Here is an 18,972-nt window from a genome sequence, read left to right as displayed (position 1 = left end):
GAGAACGGCCCGGGGGCGGAACGCGGGAAGGGGCGGCGCGCCCGATGCCGGGCGCGCCGCCCCTTCCCGCGCAGACGGGAGAGACCGAGGGCTAGCCCTCGACCCCCAGCTTCTCCAGGATCAGCTCCTTGACACGGGCGGCGTCGGCCTGGCCACGGGTGGCCTTCATGACGGCACCGACCAGCGCACCGACCGCCGCCACCTTGCCGCCACGGATCTTGTCGGCGACCCCCGGGTTCCCGGCGATGGCCTCGTCGACGGCGGCCGTCAGCGCGCCCTCGTCCGAGACGACCTTCAGACCGCGCTTGTCGACGACCTCGTCCGGCGTGCCCTCGCCCTTGACGACGCCCTCGATGACCTGACGGGCCAGCTTGTCGTTGAGGGAACCCTCGTCGACCAGGGCGGCCACCCGGGCGACCTGCTCGGGCGTGATGGCCAGCGCGTCCAGGGACGCCCCGGACTCGTTGGCCGTGCGCGCCAGCTCACCCATCCACCACTTGCGCGCGGACGCCGCGTCGGCGCCCGCCTCGATGGTGGCGACGATCAGGTCGATGGCCCCGGCGTTGAGCATCGACTGCATGTCGTGGGCGCCCACCCCCCACTCCTCGCGCAGCCGGTTGCGGCGGGCCAGCGGCAGCTCGGGCAGCCCCGCGCGCAGTTCCTCGACCCACTCACGGGACGGGGCGACCGGCACCAGGTCCGGCTCGGGGAAGTAGCGGTAGTCCTCCGCCTCCTCCTTGACCCGGCCCGAGGTCGTGGAGCCCGTGTCCTCGTGGAAGTGCCGGGTCTCCTGGATGATCGTGCCGCCGTCGTTCAGCACGGCCGCGTGCCGCTGGATCTCGAAGCGGGCCGCACGCTCGACGGAGCGCAGCGAGTTGACGTTCTTCGTCTCGCTGCGCGTACCGAACTTCTCCCGGCCGTGCGGGCGCAGCGACAGGTTCACGTCGCAGCGCATCTGGCCCTGCTCCATCCGGGCCTCGGAGACACCGAGCGCCTTGATGAGCTCGCGCAGCTCGGCGACGTACGCCCGGGCGACCTCGGGGGCGCGCTCGCCGGCGCCCTCGATCGGCTTGGTGACGATCTCGATGAGCGGGATGCCGGCGCGGTTGTAGTCGAGCAGGGAGTGCGAGGCGCCGTGGATACGGCCCGTCGCGCCGCCGACGTGCAGCGACTTGCCGGTGTCCTCCTCCATGTGGGCGCGCTCGATCTCCACCCGGAAGGTTTCGCCGTCCTCCAGCTGCACGTCGAGGTAGCCGTTGAAGGCGATCGGCTCGTCGTACTGGGAGGTCTGGAAGTTCTTCGGCATGTCCGGGTAGAAGTAGTTCTTCCGGGCGAAGCGGCACCATTCGGCGATCTCGCAGTGCAGCGCGAGACCGATCTTGATGGCGGACTCGACGCCGATCGCGTTGACGACCGGCAGCGCGCCGGGCATGCCGAGGCAGGTCGGGCATGCCTGCGAGTTGGGCTCGGCGCCCAGCTCGGTGGAACACCCGCAGAACATCTTGGTCCTGGTGCCGAGTTCGACATGGACCTCCAGGCCCATGACGGGGTCGTACGACGCCAGCGCGTCCTCGTACGACACCAGGTCAGTCGTGGCAGTCACGGTGAAAACTTTCCCTCTCAGCCCAGCAGGACGTCTTCGTCGCCCAGGCGCTTGAGCTCCCGGTAGAGGATGGCGAGGCCGGTGACGATGGCGGCGGCGGATACGGCGGCGTCGACGAGCCTCAGCGTGTCGCCGTCACTGCGGGCCAGCTTGGCCTGCTTGGCGACACTGATCATGCCGAACGCGGTACTGCCGAGCGACACGTACAGCCCGGTCTTCGACTTCTTGAAGTTCTTTGCCTTCTTGGCCATGGCACTCACAGCGACGGAGCCTCCTCGATCAGCGGGTGACCCCAGCGTTCCACGAACGCGGCCTCGACGGCGGCTCCCACCTTGTAGAGGCGGTCGTCCTTGAGGGCCGGCGCGATGATCTGGAGGCCGACGGGCAGGTTGTCCTCGGGCGCGAGGCCGCAGGGCAGCGACATCGCGGCGTTGCCCGCGAGGTTGGTCGGAATGGTGCACAGGTCCGCGAGGTACATCGCCATCGGGTCGTCGGCGCGCTCGCCGATCGGGAAGGCGGTGGTCGGGGTCGTCGGGGAGACGATCACGTCGACCTGCTCGAACGCCTTCTCGAAGTCGCGCGTGATGAGCGTACGGACCTTCTGGGCGCTGCCGTAGTACGCGTCGTAGTAGCCGGAGCTGAGGGCGTACGTGCCGAGCATGATGCGGCGCTTGACCTCGTCGCCGAAGCCCGCCTCACGGGTGAGGGCGGTGACCTCCTCGGCGGAGTGCGTGCCGTCGTCACCGACGCGCAGGCCGTAGCGCAGGCCGTCGAAGCGGGCGAGGTTGCTCGAACACTCGGACGGGGCGATCAGGTAGTACGCCGACAGGGCCAGGTCGAAGGACGGGCAGTCCAGCTCGACGATCTCGGCGCCCAGTTCCTTGAGGAGCTCCACCGACTCGTCGAAGCGCTGCACGACACCGGCCTGGTAGCCCTCGCCGCGGAACTGCTTGACGACACCGACGCGCATGCCGGCCACGCTGCCGTTGCGGGCGGCCTCGACGACGGCCGGGACCGGCTCGTCGACGGAGGTCGAGTCGAGCGGGTCGTGCCCGGCGATGACCTCGTGCAGGAGGGCCGCGTCCAGGACGGTACGGGCGCAGGGCCCGCCCTGGTCGAGGGAGGACGAGAAGGCCACCATGCCGTACCGCGACACCGCGCCGTAGGTGGGCTTCACGCCGACCGTGCCGGTGACGGCGGCGGGCTGGCGGATGGAGCCGCCGGTGTCGGTGCCGATGGCGAGGGGCGCCTGGTAGGAGGCGATGGCCGCGGACGAGCCGCCGCCGGAGCCGCCGGGGATGCGCGTCAGGTCCCAGGGGTTGCCGGTGACCCCGTACGCGCTGTTCTCGGTGCTGGACCCCATGGCGAACTCGTCCATGTTGGTCTTGCCGAGGATGACGACGTCGGCGTCCTTCAGCCGCTTGGTCACCGTGGCGTCGTAGGGCGGGATCCACCCTTCGAGCATCTTGGAGCCGACCGTGGTCGGGATGCCCTCGGTGGTGAAGATGTCCTTGAGGGCGAGCGGTACGCCGGCCAGCGGGCCGAGCTTCTCGCCCCGCTCCCGCTTCTCGTCGACGGCGCGGGCCTGGGCGAGCGCCCCTTCGCGGTCGACGTGCAGGAAGGCGTGCACCTTCTCGTCGACGGCGCCGATGCGCGCGAGGTGGGCCTCGGTGACCTCGACCGCGGTGAGCTCGCCGGCGGCGATCGCGGCGGCGATCTCGGCGGCGGTGAGCTTGATGATGTCGACGTTCTTGACGTGGTCGATCGTGCTGTCCGTCATGGTGATTAGTCCTCCCCCAGGATCTGCGGCACCTTGAAACGCTGCTGCTCCTGGGCCGGGGCGCCGGAGAGCGCCTGCTCGGGGGTGAGCGACGGACGGACCTCGTCCGCGCGCATGACGTTCGTCAGCGGCAGCGGGTGGGAGGTCGGCGGTACGTCTTGGTCGGCGACCTCGCTGACGCGGGCGACCGCGCCGATGATGTCGTCGAGCTGCCCGGCGAAGTGGTCGAGCTCTTCGCTTTTCAGCTCCAGACGCGCCAGTCGGGCGAGGTGGGCGACCTCCTCGCGCGTGATGCCAGCCATGCAGCGATCCTCAGGGGTGAGTACGTGTGATGTGCCCCAATCCTATGGGGCACACGAACGTCCCCGTACATCGGTTTCCCGGTGGGCCGTACGACGGGCGGGCGGGCGGGTGGGAAAGGTCTTTCATTCGTCCCCCGCCGCCGCAGGCAACGCGGCCTTCGGCCGTTGCCACCCCCGCGACCCCCGCGCCAGCAGCCACGCCGTGGCCTCCTCCGGAGGCATCGCCGCGGCCACCAGCCACCCCTGCACCGCGTCGCACCCGAGGTCCCGCAACCGCTCCCACGTCTCGTCGTCCTCGACGCCCTCGGCCACGACCAGCAGCCCCAGCGAATGGGCGAGATCGACCGTGCAGCGCACGATCTCCGCGTCCTCGGTGTCCACGGCGAGCCGGGCCACGAACGACCGGTCGATCTTCAGCTCGCTCACCGGCAGCCGCCGCAGGTGCACCAGCGACGAGTACCCGGTCCCGAAGTCGTCGAGCGACATCTTCACGCCGTGCCCGGTCAGCGCGGCCAGGGTGTCCCCGGCCCGCTGCGGGTCCTCCAGCAGGACGTGTTCCGTGATCTCCAGCTGCAGCGCCCCCGCGGGGACCCCGTGCCGAGCGAGCCGCGCGGCCACCGAACCGGCGAACCCGGGCGTGTGCACGTCCCGGGGCGACACGTTGACGGCGACCGGGACCCGAAGCCCCTGCGCCCGCCAGCGCGCCACCTGCGCGAGGGCCGCCTCCAGTACGTACTCGGTGAGATGCGGCATCAGACCGGAGGACTCGGCGATGGCTATGAACTCGTCCGGCGGTACCTTCCCGCGCTCGGGGTGCACCCACCGTACGAGCGCCTCCAGACCGGCGACCTGTCCGTCGAAGCGCACCTTCGGCTGGTAGTGCAGTTCGACGTCCCCCGCGTCGAGCGCCCGCCGCAGATCCCCCAGGAGGCCGAGCCGGTCGGGAGTGTTGGAGTCCCGCTTGGACTCGTAGACCTCCACCCCCGTGCGGTCCCTCTTCGCCTGGTACATCGCGACGTCCGCCCGCCGCAGCAGCCCCTCCGCGTCCAGCGCGTGATCGGGGAAGACGGCGAGCCCGGCGCTGGCCTCGAGCACGAGCGTCAGGCCGTCGAGGTCGAGAGGCGACCCGAGCGCGGTCACGAGGTTGCGGGCCACCCGCGTCGCGGACGTCGTCGAGTCGGCGACGGGCAGCAGCACGGCGAACTCGTCCCCGCCGAGCCGCGCGGCCTCCGCCCCGCGCGGCAGGGCGATCCGCAGCCGGTCCGCTATCTGCAACAGCAGCCGGTCGCCCGCGAGATGCCCGAGCGTGTCATTCACGGACCGGAAGCGGTCCAGGTCGATCAGCATCAGAGCGGAACGCGCACCGATCCGTTCGGCGTCGTCCAGCGCCCGCCAGGTCCGTTCGAGCAGCCACTGTCGGTTGGGCAGTCCGGTGAGGGGGTCACGCAGTTGCTCCTCGGCCCGGGCGCGCGCTATCCAGAGCGTGGAGTCGAGAGCGATGAGCGGCACGGCGAAGAGCGGCAGGAGCACGGGGAGGGCGATCGCGACGACACAGATCAGTGGGGCGATACCGAGCAGCGCGACGGCGACCAGACCCTGCCTGACCAGCGCGGTTCGTGCCACGGTCGGCAGTCCGCCCGTCCGGGGCGCATGGAGGTACCACAGGAGCGCGCGGCTCACGGCGAGATACGCCCCGGCCACCAACACCACCTGCGGCACGCTGTAGACGGTCCAGTTCTCGGGCTTCCAGGGCGTCTCCACGGACGGCGCCCGGCCGAACGCGGCCAGCACCAGTGCCCCGGCGCCGATGCCGAGGATGTCCACGCCGCCGTGCAGGATGCCCTGCCGCCAGCGGTGGCGCCGGGCTATGCCGACGAGCACGACGACGGTGAGGCTGACCATCCCGGCCGGCACCCAGCCGTACAGCAGCAGGACGGCGAGGGTGAGGGCCGCTCCGGAGCCCGTGCCGCCCCACCAGCGGGACCGGCCGAGCGCGACCAGATGGCCGACGATGACGCCGACCAGGACGGCCAGCGCCCAGCCCACGGAGCCGGAGGGGAAGAGCGCGTGATGGCCGGCGAAGGCGCGGTAGAACCCCGCGCCCAGCACGAACGCGGCGGACCCGACGACCGCCGCGGGCAGCGCGGGCCAGGACGGCTGCCGGTCGGTCTCGGGCCCGGACAGCGGCGCGTGGGAGTGGGCGTGCGGCCCCTGGACGGCGGTGACGCGGCCGGCGCCCCGTCCGTCCGTCACGACGCGCTGCCCGGCGGTACGTCCCGGTGCGCGGGGCCGCTCAGCGGGCCCGGCGGCCCCGGGGCCCGCCCCCGGCTCCCGGCTTCGCTCCAGCACGGGGTGCCCCCATCGCCGGACGCCGGTCATCCAGCGCGGGCGCAGCCGTGAGTCCGGGGCGGCGCTCTCGGTCGGTTCCATTCCCGTCCCTCTCACAGCCGGCGGTGCCCACGCCACGCGGCCCGGTGCCCGACTGGTCCCTCACCGGCACCGCGTCCGAAAAGCCTTCCCCCGGCTCCTGAGAAGCAGGGGGATGCCCCGGCCGCAGCTGGGCACGGCAGGCGCACATCTCAACAGTAGGCCGCAGAAGGGCTCCACGGGCAGCGGTCGTCCACGGTTGCCCGAATGCGACCCGGGCACCCGTATGCATCTGGTATGCGCCGAACGGGTGGTCTTCAACCGCTACTCCTCGATCGGAAGCGCCGCGTCCGCCGCCGCCTCCGGTCCTTGTTCGAGCAGTACGGCGAAACCGTCCTCGTTCAGAACCGGAACTTTGAGTTGCATCGCCTTGTCGTACTTCGATCCAGGGTTGTCACCTACGACAACGAAGGAGGTCTTCTTCGAAACGGAGCCGGTCACCTTCGCTCCCCGGCTCTGCAGTGCCTCTTTCGCTCCGTCGCGTGTGTGACGTTCCAGAGTGCCCGTGACGACGACGGTGAGCCCCGCGAGCGGGCGGGGTCCCTCGTCCTCGCCGGAACTCTCCTCCTCCATGCGGACGCCGGCGGCCCTCCACTTGCGGAGGATCTCCTGGTGCCAGTCCACGGTGAACCACTGCTTCAGCGAGGCGGCGATGGTGGGGCCGACGCCCTCGACGGCGGCGAGTTCCTCCTCGGTGGCCTGCTCGATGCGGTCGATCGAGCGGAACTCACGGGCCAGGGCCTCGGCGGCGACCGGGCCCACGTGCCGGATGGACAGGCCGGTGATGATCCGGGCGAGCGGGCGCTCCTTGGCCGCGGCGATGTGCTGCAGCATCGCGACGGCGTTCTTCCTGGGCCCGCCCTCCTGGTTGGCGAAGACGGTCGCGATCTTCTCCTCGCCGGTCTCCGGGTCCCGCTTGGGCAGTCCGCTGTCCTGGTCCAGGACGTACGCCTTGATGGGCAGCAGCTGCTCGATCGTGAGGTCGAAGAGGTCGCCCTCGTCCCCCAGCGGCGGCTCCGACGGTTCCAGGGGCTTGGTGAGCGCGGCGGCGGCCACGTAACCGAAGTTCTCGATGTCCAGGGACTTGCGGCCGCCGAGGTAGAAGAGCCGCTCGCGCAACTGGGCCGGGCAGGTGCGGCCGTTGGGGCACCGCAGGTCGATGTCCCCCTCCTTGGCGGGTGCCAGCTCGGTGCCGCACTCGGGGCACTCGGCGGGCATCTCGAACTCCTTCTCGCTGCCGTCGCGCAGGTCGACGACCGGTCCGAGGATCTCGGGGATGACGTCACCGGCCTTGCGCAGCACCACGGTGTCGCCGATGAGGACGCCCTTGGCCTTGACCACGTCCTGGTTGTGCAGCGTGGCGAACTCGACCTCGGAGCCGGCCACGGTGACCGGCTGCACCTGCGCGTACGGGGTGACGCGGCCGGTGCGGCCCACGCCCACCCGGATGTTGACGAGCTTGGTGTTGACCTCCTCCGGCGCGTACTTCCAGGCGATCGCCCAGCGGGGGGCGCGGGAGGTCGAGCCGAGGCGGCCCTGGAGGGGGATCTCGTCGAGCTTGACGACGACACCGTCGATCTCGTGCTCCACGGAGTGGCGGTGCTCTCCGTAGTGCGCGATGAACTCCCGTACGGCGTCGAGGTCCTCGACGACCTTTCCGTAGGGGGTCGTCGGCAGGCCCCACTCGCGCAGCAGCTCGTACGCGTGCGAGAGGCAGTCGATGTCGAAGCCCTCGCGCGCGCCGATGCCGTGCACGACCATGTGCAGCGGGCGGGACGCCGTGACGCGGGGGTCCTTCTGGCGCAGGGAACCCGCCGCCGCGTTGCGCGGGTTGGCGAAGGGCTTGTCGCCGGCCTCCACCAGGCGGGCGTTGAGCTCCTCGAACTTCTCCATCGGGAAGTAGACCTCGCCGCGGATCTCCACGAGGTCGGGGATGCGCTCGCCCCGCAGGCGGTCGGGGATCTCCGCGATCGTCCGGACGTTGGGCGTGATGTCCTCGCCGGTGCGGCCGTCGCCGCGGGTCGCCGCGCGGGTGAGGCGCCCGTGCTCGTACGTGAGGTTGACCGCGAGGCCGTCGACCTTCAGCTCGCACAGGAAGTGGTACGCGGACGTGCCGACCTCCTTGGCGAGGCGGTCGGCCCAGGCGGCCAGCTCCTCGTCGTCGAAGGCGTTGTCCAGGGAGAGCATGCGCTCCCGGTGCTGGACGGCGGTGAACTCCGTGGCGTACGCCCCGGCGACCTTCTGGGTCGGCGAGTCCGGGGTGCGCAGCTCGGGATACTCGTCCTCCAGGGCCTGGAGCGAACGCAGGAGCTTGTCGAAGTCCGCGTCGCTGACGACCGGCGCGTCCTTCACGTAGTACCGGAAGCGGTGTTCCTCGATCTGCTCCGCGAGCTGCGCGTGCTTCTCCCGTGCCTCGCTGGGCGCGGGCCCCGCGGCAGCAGCCTCGGCCGAGGCGGTCTGTGCGTCCTTGTCGCCGGCCACCGTGTCGTCCTCCCGTTACTCTGGGTTGTCCGCGAGGGATCTCGCCGCCCGGACACAGTGGGCGAGCGCCCGGCGCGCGTACTCGGGGGAGGCGCCCGCGAGTCCGCACGACGGGGTGAGGGTGACCGCGTCCGTGAGAAGCCCCGGACTCAGCCCCAGCCTGCGCCACAGCGTCCTGACACCCATGACGCTACCGGCAGGGTCTGACAATGGGACGTCCGTCCCCGGCACGACACCGGCGAACAGCCTGGTGCCCCCCTCCACCGCTTCCCCGATCGTGTCCTCGTCACGCTCCGTGAGGAGTGCGAGGTCGAAGGAGACGGCCGCCGCCCCGGCCCTGCGCAGCAGCGCGAACGGGACGTCCGGGGCGCAGGAGTGCACGACGGCGGGTCCGCCCGCCTGCACGCCGATGACCTCGCGCAGGGTGGCCTCGACGGCCTGCCGGTCCACGGCCCGGTGGGTGCGGTAGCCGCTCGCGGACCGCACCCGGCCCTGCAGGACGGCGGTGAGCGAGGGTTCGTCGAGCTGCAGGACGATCTCGGCGCCCGGGACGCGCCGACGTACGTCGGCGAGGTGTTCGCGCAGGCCCTCGGCGAGCGAACCGGCGAGGTCGCGGCAGGCCCCGGCGTCGGAGAGGGCCACCTCGCCGTTGCGCAGCTCCAGGGCGGACGCGAGCGTCCAGGGCCCGACCGCCTGCACCTTCAGCGGTCCTTCGTACCCCTGGGTGAACTCCTCCAGGGCGTCGAGGTCCTCGCCGAGCCAGGACCTGGCGCGCTTGGTGTCGCGGCCCGGCCGGTCCCCCAGCCGCCAGCCGCTGGGCTCCACGCGCGCGTACAGCTCGACCAGCATCCCGGCGGTGCGGCCGATCATGTCCGCGCCGGGGCCACGGGCGGGCAGTTCCGCCAGGAACGGCATTCCCGTCTCCGGGCCTTCGAAGGTCCCGGCCACGCTCTTGGCGGCCTCCCGGGCGTCCCCGCCCGGCATCGACCCGATGCCGGTGGCGGGGCCGGGCCTGAACTCGCTGTTTTCGCTCACCCGGGCAGCCTACGGAATCCGTGGGGCCCCGGACCGCACCGGAGGGCCGCCGGCGCACGGGGCCCGGTGCCCGGTCAGCGTCCCGGGCGTACCGTCAGATCGTTGACCTCGGCGTCCCTGGGCAGGTCCAGCGCCATCACGATGGTCGTCGCGACGGACTCGGGGTCGATCCACTTCGCGGGGTCGTACTCCTTGCCCTCCTGCTGGTGGACCTTGGCCTGCATGGGGCTCGCCGTGCGGCCGGGGTAGACGGAGGTGACGCGGACGCCGTTCGCGTGCTCCTCGTGGCGCAGCGCGTCGGCGAGAGCCTTCAACCCGTGCTTGGACGCGGCGTACGCGGACCATTCGTGGCCCGCGTTGAGTCCGGAACCGGAGTTGACGAAGATCACATGGCCCTGGGTGAGCCGGAGTTGGGGCAGGAAGTGGCGGGTCAGCTCGGCGGGCGAGATGAGGTTGACGTCGAGCTGGTGGCGCCAGGTCTTCGGAGTCAGGTCACCGACCCGGCCGAGGTCGATGACGCCCGCGATGTGCAGGAGCGAGTCCACGCGGTCGGGCAGCGCCTGGTGGGAGAACGCCCAGGACAGCCGGTCCGGGTCCGCGAGGTCGCCGACGAGGGTCCGGGCGCCGGGGAACTCGGCGGCCAGTTCCTTGGCGCGGCCGGCGTCGCGCGCGTGCAGCACGAGGTCGTCCCCGCGCGCGTGGAGGCGGCGGGCGACGGCCGCGCCGATGCCGGAGCCGGCTCCGGTGATCACATGAGTAGCCATGCGGACCATGCTCGCAGCATCCGCGCGTCCGCCTCGACGCCAGTACCGGCCGGGCCGCGCGGCGCGCCACCCGCGGCTGCGCCGGTCAGCCGACGGTGAAGCCGGCCGCCTCGGTGTCCAGGGTCGTGGTGCCGTTCCCGGCGGTGGCCAGGACAGCGACGTGCCAGGCGCCACGCGGGGACGACGCGGCGTCGGAAGCGGTGACCGCGACGGTGTAGGTGCAGCGCGCGGAGTCCTCACCCGACGGCTCGCAGACGGCCGGCTCCACCGCGGCCATGTCCTTCTTCGTCAGCCCCTTCTCGGCGAAGGAGGAGTCCTGCGGCCACGCGAGCACCTTGACGCTCTTGATGCCGGAGGACGCCGTGACGTCGGTGACGAAGGTCAGCGAGCCGTCGCGGTCGCCTTCGGGAGCGCTGTAGCGGGCGGTGCTGTCCGCCAGGACCGGAGGCTGCTCCCCGGCGTGGGCGAGCGCGAAGGCCCCGGCACCGCCGAGCAGGACGACACCGGCGGCGACGGACAGGGCGATACGACGGGACATCGGGTTCTCCGCAACTGGATCGGGGCGGCGCTCTCGACCGCGCCGCTGCACCGATACTGGCCGCGCGCCGCCCGGCCGGTCATGAGCGCACGTACTCAGCCGGCCTGAGTACGCCGCCCGCGCCACCGCGCTCCCCCGCTCACTGCGTGCCGCGGCTCTCCTCCAGGTAGGCCAGCGCCCCCACGGCCTCCTCGGCGAAGAACACCAGGTCGGTGAGTGGTACGGGCAGGAAGCCCTCGGCCTCCATGCGCAGGAACTGCTCCTTCAGGCCGTCGTAGAAACCGGCGGTGTTGAGCAGGACCACCGGCTTGTCGGTGTGCCCGTGCTTCTTCAGTTCCAGGATCTCGGTCGCCTCGTCGAGCGTGCCCGTCCCGCCGACCATGATGACGACGGCGTCGGCCTTCTTCAGGAGCAGCGCCTTGCGCTCCGCGAGGTCCCGGGCGACGACCATCTCGTCCGCGTCCTTGCGCGCCCTGGCGCCGAGGAACTCCACGGAGACGCCCACCAGCCGTCCGCCCGTCTCCCGCACGCCGTCGGCGACGACCTTCATGAGGCCGACGTCGGAACCGCCCCACACGAGCGTGTGCCCGCCCTTGCCGAGCAGTTCGGCGAACTCGCGGGCGGGCCCGGTGTAACGCTCGTCGAGCTCGGCGGCGGAGAGGAAGACACAGATGTTCATGGGCCCACGCTATGAGATCGCGGTGCGGTCGGCCATGAGCCGTGGCGTACCCGGACCACGCCGAAGGGCCCGAAGGCGCCGAAGGCGGCAGACGAAGGCGGCGGGGATGTCCGTACGGTCTCAACTCCCGGGTGCCACCGGGAAGCAGTGACGTGCACCGTCGCGCACCAGGCAGCTCTCGACCTCGGGGAAGAGACGGGGGTTCGCCGCCGCCATCGGCGTCGAAAGGGAACCCTCTTCGTCGAAGCGGTCCCGCACCTCGCTCTGCTGGGGTTCGATTCCCGGTGCGGTGATCTCGACACGGTCCCCTTCGCGGCCCCGGTCGATACGGGCCCACACCGTCCCGCACCGCACGGAGCGGCGGACCTTGACCACCGTGCCGCCGTCGAAACGCCGCTCGGCCAGGGTGCCGGCCGGATGCGCGGCGTTCGAGCAGCCCGTGGACTCCGGGTTCCTGCCGGTGCACGCGTCGCCGAAACAAGTCGGTCCGGCTGCGGAACGGCTCGGCGACGCGGCGCCCTTCGCGTCGCTGTCACCGCTGCCGAAACCCCACGTCACCATGAGCACGCCGGCGGCGACGACCGCGCAACCGGCGAGTGCTCCGGCGACACGGCGCACGAAGTGGTGGCGTCGGTCCGGGAGTCCGGGCGGAGCCGGCGGTACGCCGGCCGGGGCTGCCGACCCCGGTGCGGCGCCCCCGCCACCGGTCCCGTCGCCGACTGCGGGCCCCACGCCGGACCGCCCGCTCCAGGCCGACTCGGCCAGTTCCCACAGGGCCAGCGGCCGGTCCTGACGCTCACCCGCGAGGCGGCACAACTGCTCGACCGCCTGCCGGGGCGGCAGCGCCTTGCCGTTCAGGTAGCGCTCCCAGGACGACTTGCTGTACGGGGTCCTGGCCGCGAGCGCGGCCAGGCTCAGCCCTGTCGCGGACCGCAGTTCGCGCAGCGTACGGGCGAGCCGCTCGCACTGCGCCGGCCGCACGGCCCGGCCCTCCGTCTCCCCCGCGCCCTGCGAGCGGGCTCCCTGCGTCTGCTTCTCCTGGTTCACCTCCGCAGCACCCCCCAGGTGTCCGGCCCGATCTTTCCGTCGACCGCGACCCTCCCCTTCTCCTGCGCACGCTTGACGGCGCGCTCGGTGGCACTGCCGAAGATCCCGTCGGCCGCACCGGGTGACTGGTGGTGGTGTTCGAGGAGGCACTGCGCCTCCACCACGGACCACCGGGTGGACGACTCCTGGATGAGCTCCACCCGCGTACGGCTGTAGCCCGCGTAGAGGAGGCCGTCGTCGTCGCGCTTCACCGAACAGGGGTAGTCCTTGCCCGGTTGATAGACGAACTCCCCCAGTTTCGGGTGGGCTTCGCCGGTGTAGGGCTTGGCGCCCCCGCCCCCGTCCCCGCCGTCGTCCTCCCACGGCGCGATCCACGCGAACACGGCCAGCAGCACCAGGGCCGTGGTGGCGCTGGACAGCGCCATCGCCCGCCAGGGCACCCGCGTGCCGCGGTCACCGGCCGTGGTTCCGTCCGGCTCGGACTCCGACTCCGGTGCCGTCGTCGGTGTCGGTGCCGTGTCCCAGGCCCCCGCGGCCACCTCCCACTGCGCGACGAGCCGGACCGGGTCGGTGTCGCAGGCCCGCGCCAGGGCCTCGACCGCCTCGACCGGAGGCAGCGCCTTCCCGTTGAGATAGCGGTCCCAGGAGGAGCGGCTGTACCCCGTCCTGCCGGCCAGTACCGCGAGTCCGAGGCCGCTGTGGTCCTTGAGTCTTCGCAGCTGCACGACGAACTGCCGCACGTGCGGGTCGAGCGAATCGGGCAGCTTCTTCCATCGAGACATGTTCCACCCCACGTCTTGAGGTCCCGCACAGAAAGATGTCGCACTTTCGCGCTCCAGTTCCCCCTCGTGCCGGGGACCGGCGGAGCGACCGAACCGTTTCAGCCGTCCCGGCCCCGTCCCGGCGTCCCACTGAAGCCGCACCTCCTCCGGAGTCCCCGCAGGCAGGCGGCCGGGACGTCCCGAGCACGTCCAAGTCCCGCGGCTTCCCTGGCACCGCGGGTGGGGCGGCGCGCAGTGTCTGGGGAGCACGACGGCGGCGCGGTCCACCCCGCGCCGCCCCTGTGCGGCGCCTCGTCCTCCCCGGGGGAGAGGACGAGGCGTCAAGTGCCCACCGCTTCACGAAACGGGAGGACAGCACATGCGAGTTCTGGCGAGGACACTGGTCGGGGCCACCGCGGCGGTCGGTATCGCCGTCGGGGGGCTGACGGCCACGAGCGCGAGCGCCGCGGCATCCGCCCCGTCCGCGACACCGCCGGCGATCTCCGAGGACGCCGCCCCGCTGGCCGTGGTCAATCTCGGCCTGAACACCACGGAGGCCGGGTACGTCCAGTGCTGGCTCAAGGACTTCTGGGGCTACACCGGCGCGATCGACGGACAGCTGGGCACCAACAGCTGGAAGGCGATGCAGCGCAACCTCAAGGCGCACTGGGGCTACACCGGCGCGATCGACGGCGTCGTCGGAAGCGGCACGGTGTCGGGGCTGCAGCGCAGCCTGAAGGCACACCAGGGCTACACCGGCGCGATCGACGGGATCGCCGGGTCCGGCACCCGGGCCGCCTTCAAGCGGTTCGCCGCCGACAGCAAGGCGTCCTGCTGAGCGAGGTCCTCGGTGGACGCGCCCTGCGAGAGCACCGGGCCCGGTACCGACCCCGGTACCGGGCCCGCGTTTCTCCCGCCCTCCGTACGGCTGGAAGGGCCCCGCGGGAAGAATCCGGCACCGGCCCACGCTGTACCGGTCGGAACCGCTGCCGGTACCACCACCCGAGGAGGGCGAGAAGCCGTGACCGCAGGACACCGCATCACCGTCGAGCAGGGCACCGAGCACGTCCGCGTCGTGCACGGAGGACAGGTGCTCGCGGAGAGCACGCGCCCGCTGGTGCTCCGCGAGACGGGTCTCCCGCCGCGCTACTACCTCCCGCCGGAGGACGTCCACGTGGACCTGCTGACCCCGTCGGACACCTCCACCCACTGCCCGTTCAAGGGTGACGCGTCCTACTGGTCGCTCCCGGACGCCCCGGACCTGGTCTGGGCCTACCCGGACCCGAAGCCGGAGGTGGCGCAGATCAAGGACCACTTCTGCTTCTACGAGGTGGAGACCGTCTGACTCCACCCGGTCCTGCGGACCCGTTTCTCCGGCCCCGTGCCTGCGCCGCTCGACCTCGTCAGGCCGGGGCCGTGGCCCGTTCCGTCGTTGCGATCGTCGCCGAGCCCACCACGCGCGTGCCGTCGTACAGGACGATCGCCTGGCCGGGGGCCACCCCGCGGACCGGCTCCGTGAAGGTGACCTCCAGGGTGCCGTCCACCAGCTCGGCGCGGACCTCGGTCTCGCCGCCGTGGGCGCGGAGTTGGGCTGTGTACGTGCCGGGGCCCGTCGGGGCCGCGCCGCACCAGCGGGGCTTGATCGCCGTCAGGGCGGACACGTCCAGGGCCGCCACCGGGCCCACCGTCACCGTGTTGTTCACCGGGGAGATGTCCAGCACGTAGCGCGGCTTGCCGTCGGGCGCCGGGGTGCCGATGCGCAGACCCTTGCGCTGGCCGATCGTGAAGCCGTACGCCCCCTCGTGGCTGCCGACGACCGCGCCGGACTCGTCGACGATGTCGCCCTCCGCCTTGCCGAGGCGCGTCGCCAGGAAGCCCTGCGTGTCGCCGTCGGCGATGAAGCAGATGTCGTGCGAGTCCGGCTTCCTGGCGACGGCCAGGCCCCGGCGCTCGGCCTCCGCGCGGATCTCGTCCTTGGTGGTGACCGTGTCGCCCAGCGGGAACAACGCGTGGGCGAGCTGGCGGTCGTCCAGGACCCCGAGCACGTACGACTGGTCCTTCGCCATGTCGGAGGCGCGGTGCAGCTCGCGCGTGCCGTCCTCGTTCACCAGCACCTGCGCGTAGTGGCCCGTGCAGACCGCGTCGAAGCCGAGGGCGAGGGCCTTGTCCAGCAGGGCCGCGAACTTGATCTTCTCGTTGCAGCGCAGGCAGGGGTTCGGGGTGCGCCCTGCCTCGTACTCGGCCACGAAGTCGTCCACCACGTCCTCGCGGAAACGCTCGGCGAGGTCCCACACGTAGAACGGGATGCCGATGACGTCTGCGGCCCGGCGGGCGTCGCGGGAGTCCTCGATGGTGCAACACCCGCGCGCGCCCGTGCGGAACGACTGCGGGTTCGCCGAGAGGGCGAGGTGCACACCGGTCACGTCGTGCCCGGCCTCCGCGGCACGGGCGGCGGCGACGGCGGAGTCCACGCCGCCGGACATGGCGGCCAGGACGCGGAGGGGGCGGGGGCGCTGTGAGGTCTCAGTCATAACCCCTCCAGAGTACGGGTCCCCGGGAACCGGAGCCCGCGAGTATCCGTTGAAGATCGTATGGGGGAGACGACGAACGACCCGGACCGGCACGGCGGTGATTCCGGCGTGCGCGGTGGCGGCGGCTCCGGCGTGCGCGGCGGCGACTCCGGAACCCGTGGCGGGGGCTCCGACCCGGGCGGCGGCGACTCCGACCGGCGCGTCGGGCGCCGCGCGCTGCTCATCGGCGGCGCCGCGGCCGCCGTGGGCACCGCTCTGCTGGCCCGGGACGAGCTGGGGCGTCTGTGGTGGCGGCTGCCGAGCGTGGAGAAGCCGCGCAAGGAGGGCGAGGTCGACTTCCGGGGTGCCCGCTGGGTGGCGGCGTCCTCGGCGAACTGGCGGCGCGCGGACCGGCCCGACGACTTCGGCATAGACCGCGTGATCATCCACGTCACGCAGGGCAGTTACCACAGCGCCGTGAAGGTCTTCCAGGACCCCGGCCACGGAGCGGCCACGCACTACATCGTCCGCCAGGACGGCCGCATCACCCAGATGATCCGCGAACTGGACGTGGCCTTCCACGCGGGCAACCGCGATTTCAACGAGCGCAGTGTCGGCATCGAGCACGAGGGATTCGTGGACCGCCCGGAGGATTTCACGGACGCGATGTACGAGGCGTCGGCCCGCCTGACGGCCCGGATCTGCGCCCGTTACGACCTTCCCGTGGACCGGAAGCACATCATCGGCCACGTCGAGGTCCCCGGCACCGACCACACCGACCCCGGTCCGCACTGGGACTGGGACCGCTACATACCCCTGGTCCGCGAGGCCGCGAGGAAGGCGGCGACCCCGTCGGCCGGCCCGTCCGCGCGCAGCGCATAGCCCCGCCAGGGGCGCCGGGAACCGCGCGCTCGGCCACGGACGGCTCGCAGCCGGCCGCGACGGGGCTCGGACACCGTGCCGCCGAAGGGGCCCGGGGCGCGGGGAACTGCGCACCCGGCCCCCACCGGCCCGCGGCCGCGAGCGACCGGCCCCACCCGTGCCGGATCCGGCGGCGGAGCGCTCAGCTCAGGCCGGCCGTCCGTGCCCGTTCCACCGCCGGGCCGATCGCCTTGCCGACCGCCTCGACGTCCGCCTCCGTCGAGGTGTGGCCGAGGGAGAAGCGCAGGGTGCCCCGCGCCAGGTCGGGGTCCGTGCCGGTGGCGAGCAGGACGTGGCTGGGCTGGGCCACACCGGCCGTGCACGCGGAGCCCGTGGAGCACTCGATGCCCTGCGCGTCGAGCAGCAGGAGCAGTGAGTCGCCCTCGCAGCCCGGGAACGTGAAGTGGGCGTTCGCGGGGAGGCGGCCCCCCTCCGCCGGATCGCCGCCCAGGATCGCGTCCGGCACGGCCGCGCGCACCGTCGCGACCAGGTCGTCGCGGAGCCCGCCGATCTCGCGGGCGAACCACTCCCGCTGTTCGGCCGCGGTCCGGCCCGCCACGGCGAACGCGGCGACGGCGGGTACGTCCAGGGTGCCGGAGCGCACATGCCGCTCCTGGCCACCGCCGTGCAGGACCGGTACGGGGCTGTACTCGCGGCCGAGCAGCAGCGCCCCGATGCCGTACGGGCCGCCGATCTTGTGGCCCGAGACGGTCATCGCGGCGAGTCCCGAGGCGCCGAAGTCGACGGGGACCTGGCCGAACGCCTGCACGGCGTCGGCGTGCAGCGGAACGTCGAACTCCGCCGCCGCGTCGGCGAGTTCACGGACCGGCATGACCGTGCCGATCTCGTTGTTCGCCCACATGACGGTCGCGAGGGCGACGTCGTCGGGGTTGCGGGCGATGGCCTCGCGCAGGGCCTCGGGGTGGACGCGGCCGTACCGGTCGACCGGCAGGTACTCGACCGTGGCGCCCTCGTGCTCGCCGAGCCAGTCGACGGCGTCGAGGACGGCGTGGTGTTCCACGGGGCTGGCCAGGATCCGGGTGCGGGCCGGGTCGGCGTCGCGGCGGGACCAGTACAGACCCTTCACGGCGAGGTTGTCCGCCTCGGTGCCGCCGGAGGTGAGGACCACCTCGCTGGGGCGGGCGCCGAGGGCCTCCGCCAGGGTCTCGCGGCCTTCCTCGACCGTCCGGCGGGCGCGGCGGCCGGCGGCGTGCAGGGAGGAGGCGTTGCCGGTGGCGGCGAACTGGGCGGTCATCGCCTCTACCGCCTCCGGGAGCATGGGGGTGGTCGCGGCGTGGTCGAGGTATGCCATGGTAGGCCCGATTCTAGGGCCCGCCCGTGGCGGGCTCGGTCGGGCGGGGGCCGTCCGCACCCGGTCCGGGCTCCGGCCCGCACCCGGCCCGCACTCGGTGCGCGCTCGGTCCGGGGCCCGTGGCGGACTCAGAAGCTCCAGGACAGGGTGTCGTCCGCCGACATGAAGGCCAGCAGGACCAGGAGGTCGGCGACGCCCAGGCCGAGGCCGAGGAAGGCCCGGCCGCGGCGGGTGGTGCCCTTCAGGAGGGCTCCCGAGGCGAGGGTGATGGCGACGGGGCCCAGGATCACGTTCAGGGCGAGCAGGCCGACGAGGCCGAGGACGAACGACGCGACAGCCATGCCGTCGGCGTCACGGGCGGCGCTCCGGCGCCGCGGGGCGGCGGTGGTGAGTTCCATGTGTCTGCTCCCAGCGGACAGTCGTACGCGGACAGGTGGTATGCGGACAGGTGGTATGCGGACAGGTCGTGCGCGAGTAGGTGGTACGCGGACCGGTCGTGGCGGGTGACGGCTCAGTCGGAGGAGGTCGCGCGGCGGCGGCCGTGCCGCTCGCGGATCGCGAAGACGGCCAGCCAGACGCCGATGACCACGGCGGCGACCAGGGTGAAGGAGAGCGGGGCGTGGGCCACGGTGCCCAGCACGACGCCCAGCAGCAGAAGCGCTGCGACGAGGAACAGCATGAGGTGCCTCCCGTGAGGTCCGGCGAGTCGCTACTCGACGAGTCGGTGAACGCTTGTCGTTACAGTTGTTCACTGACTACCCAGCCTAGCGGGCTTCACAACTTCCCTCTTCCGGAGAACAGTTGTTTACTGC

Annotated in this window: 19 protein-coding genes; 3 read left to right on the top strand and 16 right to left on the bottom strand. The window is 72.3% G+C overall.

The window, feature by feature from the left end:
- Positions 1-91: 91 nt before the first annotated feature.
- The 12 genes from gatB to ACFYXC_RS23820 all read right to left on the bottom strand — a co-directional run bounded on the left by gatB (position 92) and on the right by ACFYXC_RS23820 (position 13,438).
- The gene (gene gatB, locus ACFYXC_RS23875) at positions 92-1,603 is read right to left on the bottom strand and encodes an Asp-tRNA(Asn)/Glu-tRNA(Gln) amidotransferase subunit GatB (RefSeq protein ID WP_388911035.1); all 1,512 of its coding nucleotides are present in this window, start codon (positions 1,601-1,603) and stop codon (positions 92-94) included.
- A 17-nt stretch (positions 1,604-1,620) separates the two neighbouring features.
- Positions 1,621-1,854: a hypothetical protein gene (locus ACFYXC_RS23870; RefSeq protein WP_221354496.1), complete on the bottom strand. Its 234-nt coding sequence runs from the start codon at positions 1,852-1,854 to the stop codon at positions 1,621-1,623.
- A gap of 5 nt (positions 1,855-1,859) precedes the next feature.
- Positions 1,860-3,383, bottom strand: coding sequence for an Asp-tRNA(Asn)/Glu-tRNA(Gln) amidotransferase subunit GatA (gene gatA, locus ACFYXC_RS23865; RefSeq protein ID WP_388911030.1), 1,524 nt, complete (start codon positions 3,381-3,383; stop codon positions 1,860-1,862).
- A gap of 5 nt (positions 3,384-3,388) precedes the next feature.
- On the bottom strand, positions 3,389-3,685 hold the full coding sequence (gene gatC / locus ACFYXC_RS23860; protein WP_149509469.1) for an Asp-tRNA(Asn)/Glu-tRNA(Gln) amidotransferase subunit GatC: 297 nt from the start codon (positions 3,683-3,685) through the stop codon (positions 3,389-3,391).
- Between the two features lie 123 nt (positions 3,686-3,808).
- Positions 3,809-6,115, bottom strand: a complete 2,307-nt coding sequence (locus ACFYXC_RS23855) for a putative bifunctional diguanylate cyclase/phosphodiesterase (RefSeq protein WP_389553983.1) — start codon at positions 6,113-6,115, stop codon at positions 3,809-3,811.
- 261 nt (positions 6,116-6,376) lie between these two features.
- Positions 6,377-8,593 (bottom strand): NAD-dependent DNA ligase LigA, encoded by a 2,217-nt coding sequence (gene ligA / locus ACFYXC_RS23850; protein WP_388911023.1) that lies wholly within the window; start codon positions 8,591-8,593, stop codon positions 6,377-6,379.
- 15 nt (positions 8,594-8,608) lie between these two features.
- Complete coding sequence (locus ACFYXC_RS23845; RefSeq protein WP_388911488.1) at positions 8,609-9,577, bottom strand: methionine synthase; 969 nt, start codon at positions 9,575-9,577, stop codon at positions 8,609-8,611.
- 125 nt (positions 9,578-9,702) lie between these two features.
- Positions 9,703-10,401 (bottom strand): SDR family oxidoreductase, encoded by a 699-nt coding sequence (locus ACFYXC_RS23840; RefSeq protein ID WP_388911020.1) that lies wholly within the window; start codon positions 10,399-10,401, stop codon positions 9,703-9,705.
- 76 nt (positions 10,402-10,477) lie between these two features.
- Positions 10,478-10,930 carry a DUF5707 domain-containing protein gene (locus tag ACFYXC_RS23835; protein WP_389553982.1) on the bottom strand — a complete coding sequence of 151 codons (453 nt, stop codon included), beginning with the start codon at positions 10,928-10,930 and terminating at the stop codon, positions 10,478-10,480.
- Positions 10,931-11,069: 139 nt separating this feature from the next.
- Positions 11,070-11,609, bottom strand: a complete 540-nt coding sequence (locus ACFYXC_RS23830; RefSeq protein WP_389553981.1) for a TIGR00730 family Rossman fold protein — start codon at positions 11,607-11,609, stop codon at positions 11,070-11,072.
- Between the two features lie 120 nt (positions 11,610-11,729).
- Complete coding sequence (locus tag ACFYXC_RS23825) at positions 11,730-12,656, bottom strand: helix-turn-helix domain-containing protein (RefSeq protein ID WP_389553980.1); 927 nt, start codon at positions 12,654-12,656, stop codon at positions 11,730-11,732.
- Positions 12,653-13,438 carry a helix-turn-helix domain-containing protein gene (locus ACFYXC_RS23820; RefSeq protein WP_389553979.1) on the bottom strand — a complete coding sequence of 262 codons (786 nt, stop codon included), beginning with the start codon at positions 13,436-13,438 and terminating at the stop codon, positions 12,653-12,655. The genes ACFYXC_RS23825 and ACFYXC_RS23820 overlap by 4 nt, the downstream gene beginning before the upstream one ends.
- 358 nt (positions 13,439-13,796) lie before the next feature.
- On the opposite strand from ACFYXC_RS23820, the gene ACFYXC_RS23815 reads away from it, so the two are divergent.
- Together ACFYXC_RS23815 and ACFYXC_RS23810 are read left to right on the top strand one after the other, a co-directional pair.
- A complete protein-coding gene (locus ACFYXC_RS23815) occupies positions 13,797-14,255 on the top strand; it encodes a peptidoglycan-binding protein (protein ID WP_389553978.1) in 459 nt (152 codons plus the stop codon).
- Between the two features lie 183 nt (positions 14,256-14,438).
- Positions 14,439-14,762, top strand: a complete 324-nt coding sequence (locus ACFYXC_RS23810; protein WP_389553977.1) for a DUF427 domain-containing protein — start codon at positions 14,439-14,441, stop codon at positions 14,760-14,762.
- Between the two features lie 58 nt (positions 14,763-14,820).
- On the opposite strand, the gene mnmA is transcribed toward ACFYXC_RS23810, so the two are convergent.
- Positions 14,821-15,948, bottom strand: a complete 1,128-nt coding sequence (mnmA, locus tag ACFYXC_RS23805; RefSeq protein WP_389553976.1) for a tRNA 2-thiouridine(34) synthase MnmA — start codon at positions 15,946-15,948, stop codon at positions 14,821-14,823.
- 60 nt (positions 15,949-16,008) lie between these two features.
- Here mnmA and ACFYXC_RS23800 point away from each other — a divergent pair, with 60 nt between their 5' ends.
- Positions 16,009-16,809 carry an N-acetylmuramoyl-L-alanine amidase gene (locus ACFYXC_RS23800; protein WP_389553975.1) on the top strand — a complete coding sequence of 267 codons (801 nt, stop codon included), beginning with the start codon at positions 16,009-16,011 and terminating at the stop codon, positions 16,807-16,809.
- 181 nt (positions 16,810-16,990) lie between these two features.
- Here the strand turns inward: ACFYXC_RS23800 and ACFYXC_RS23795 are convergent, their stop codons facing one another.
- The 3 genes from ACFYXC_RS23795 to ACFYXC_RS23785 form a co-directional block, all read right to left on the bottom strand.
- Positions 16,991-18,160: a cysteine desulfurase family protein gene (locus tag ACFYXC_RS23795; protein ID WP_388910969.1), complete on the bottom strand. Its 1,170-nt coding sequence runs from the start codon at positions 18,158-18,160 to the stop codon at positions 16,991-16,993.
- A 128-nt stretch (positions 18,161-18,288) separates the two neighbouring features.
- On the bottom strand, positions 18,289-18,558 hold the full coding sequence (locus ACFYXC_RS23790; RefSeq protein ID WP_389553974.1) for a DUF4190 domain-containing protein: 270 nt from the start codon (positions 18,556-18,558) through the stop codon (positions 18,289-18,291).
- A gap of 113 nt (positions 18,559-18,671) precedes the next feature.
- On the bottom strand, positions 18,672-18,839 hold the full coding sequence (locus ACFYXC_RS23785) for a hypothetical protein (protein ID WP_389553973.1): 168 nt from the start codon (positions 18,837-18,839) through the stop codon (positions 18,672-18,674).
- Positions 18,840-18,972: the final 133 nt, after the last annotated feature.

This window comes from Streptomyces sp. NPDC002701, from assembly GCF_042889045.1.
GTDB lineage: Bacteria > Actinomycetota > Actinomycetes > Streptomycetales > Streptomycetaceae > Streptomyces.
The sequence above is the reverse complement of the archived record's forward strand: the minus strand, read 5'-3'. Positions and strand labels throughout refer to the sequence as shown.

What these genes read in the sequence shown, in the direction of transcription:
- ACFYXC_RS23870 (WP_221354496.1), bottom strand. Translation starts at nt 1,854, where the DNA reads ATGGCCAAGAAGGCAAAGAACTTCAAGAAGTCGAAGACCGGGCTGTAC.
- gatA (WP_388911030.1), bottom strand. Translation starts at nt 3,383, where the DNA reads ATGACGGACAGCACGATCGACCACGTCAAGAACGTCGACATCATCAAG.
- gatC (WP_149509469.1), bottom strand. Translation starts at nt 3,685, where the DNA reads ATGGCTGGCATCACGCGCGAGGAGGTCGCCCACCTCGCCCGACTGGCG.
- ACFYXC_RS23855 (WP_389553983.1), bottom strand. Translation starts at nt 6,115, where the DNA reads ATGGAACCGACCGAGAGCGCCGCCCCGGACTCACGGCTGCGCCCGCGC.
- ACFYXC_RS23845 (WP_388911488.1), bottom strand. Translation starts at nt 9,577, where the DNA reads ATGCCGGGCGGGGACGCCCGGGAGGCCGCCAAGAGCGTGGCCGGGACC.
- ACFYXC_RS23840 (WP_388911020.1), bottom strand. Translation starts at nt 10,401, where the DNA reads ATGGTCCGCATGGCTACTCATGTGATCACCGGAGCCGGCTCCGGCATC.
- ACFYXC_RS23835 (WP_389553982.1), bottom strand. Translation starts at nt 10,930, where the DNA reads ATGTCCCGTCGTATCGCCCTGTCCGTCGCCGCCGGTGTCGTCCTGCTC.
- ACFYXC_RS23830 (WP_389553981.1), bottom strand. Translation starts at nt 11,609, where the DNA reads ATGAACATCTGTGTCTTCCTCTCCGCCGCCGAGCTCGACGAGCGTTAC.
- ACFYXC_RS23820 (WP_389553979.1), bottom strand. Translation starts at nt 13,438, where the DNA reads ATGTCTCGATGGAAGAAGCTGCCCGATTCGCTCGACCCGCACGTGCGG.
- ACFYXC_RS23815 (WP_389553978.1), top strand. Translation starts at nt 13,797, where the DNA reads ATGCGAGTTCTGGCGAGGACACTGGTCGGGGCCACCGCGGCGGTCGGT.
- mnmA (WP_389553976.1), bottom strand. Translation starts at nt 15,948, where the DNA reads ATGACTGAGACCTCACAGCGCCCCCGCCCCCTCCGCGTCCTGGCCGCC.
- ACFYXC_RS23800 (WP_389553975.1), top strand. Translation starts at nt 16,009, where the DNA reads ATGGGGGAGACGACGAACGACCCGGACCGGCACGGCGGTGATTCCGGC.
- ACFYXC_RS23795 (WP_388910969.1), bottom strand. Translation starts at nt 18,160, where the DNA reads ATGGCATACCTCGACCACGCCGCGACCACCCCCATGCTCCCGGAGGCG.
- ACFYXC_RS23790 (WP_389553974.1), bottom strand. Translation starts at nt 18,558, where the DNA reads ATGGAACTCACCACCGCCGCCCCGCGGCGCCGGAGCGCCGCCCGTGAC.
- ACFYXC_RS23785 (WP_389553973.1), bottom strand. Translation starts at nt 18,839, where the DNA reads ATGCTGTTCCTCGTCGCAGCGCTTCTGCTGCTGGGCGTCGTGCTGGGC.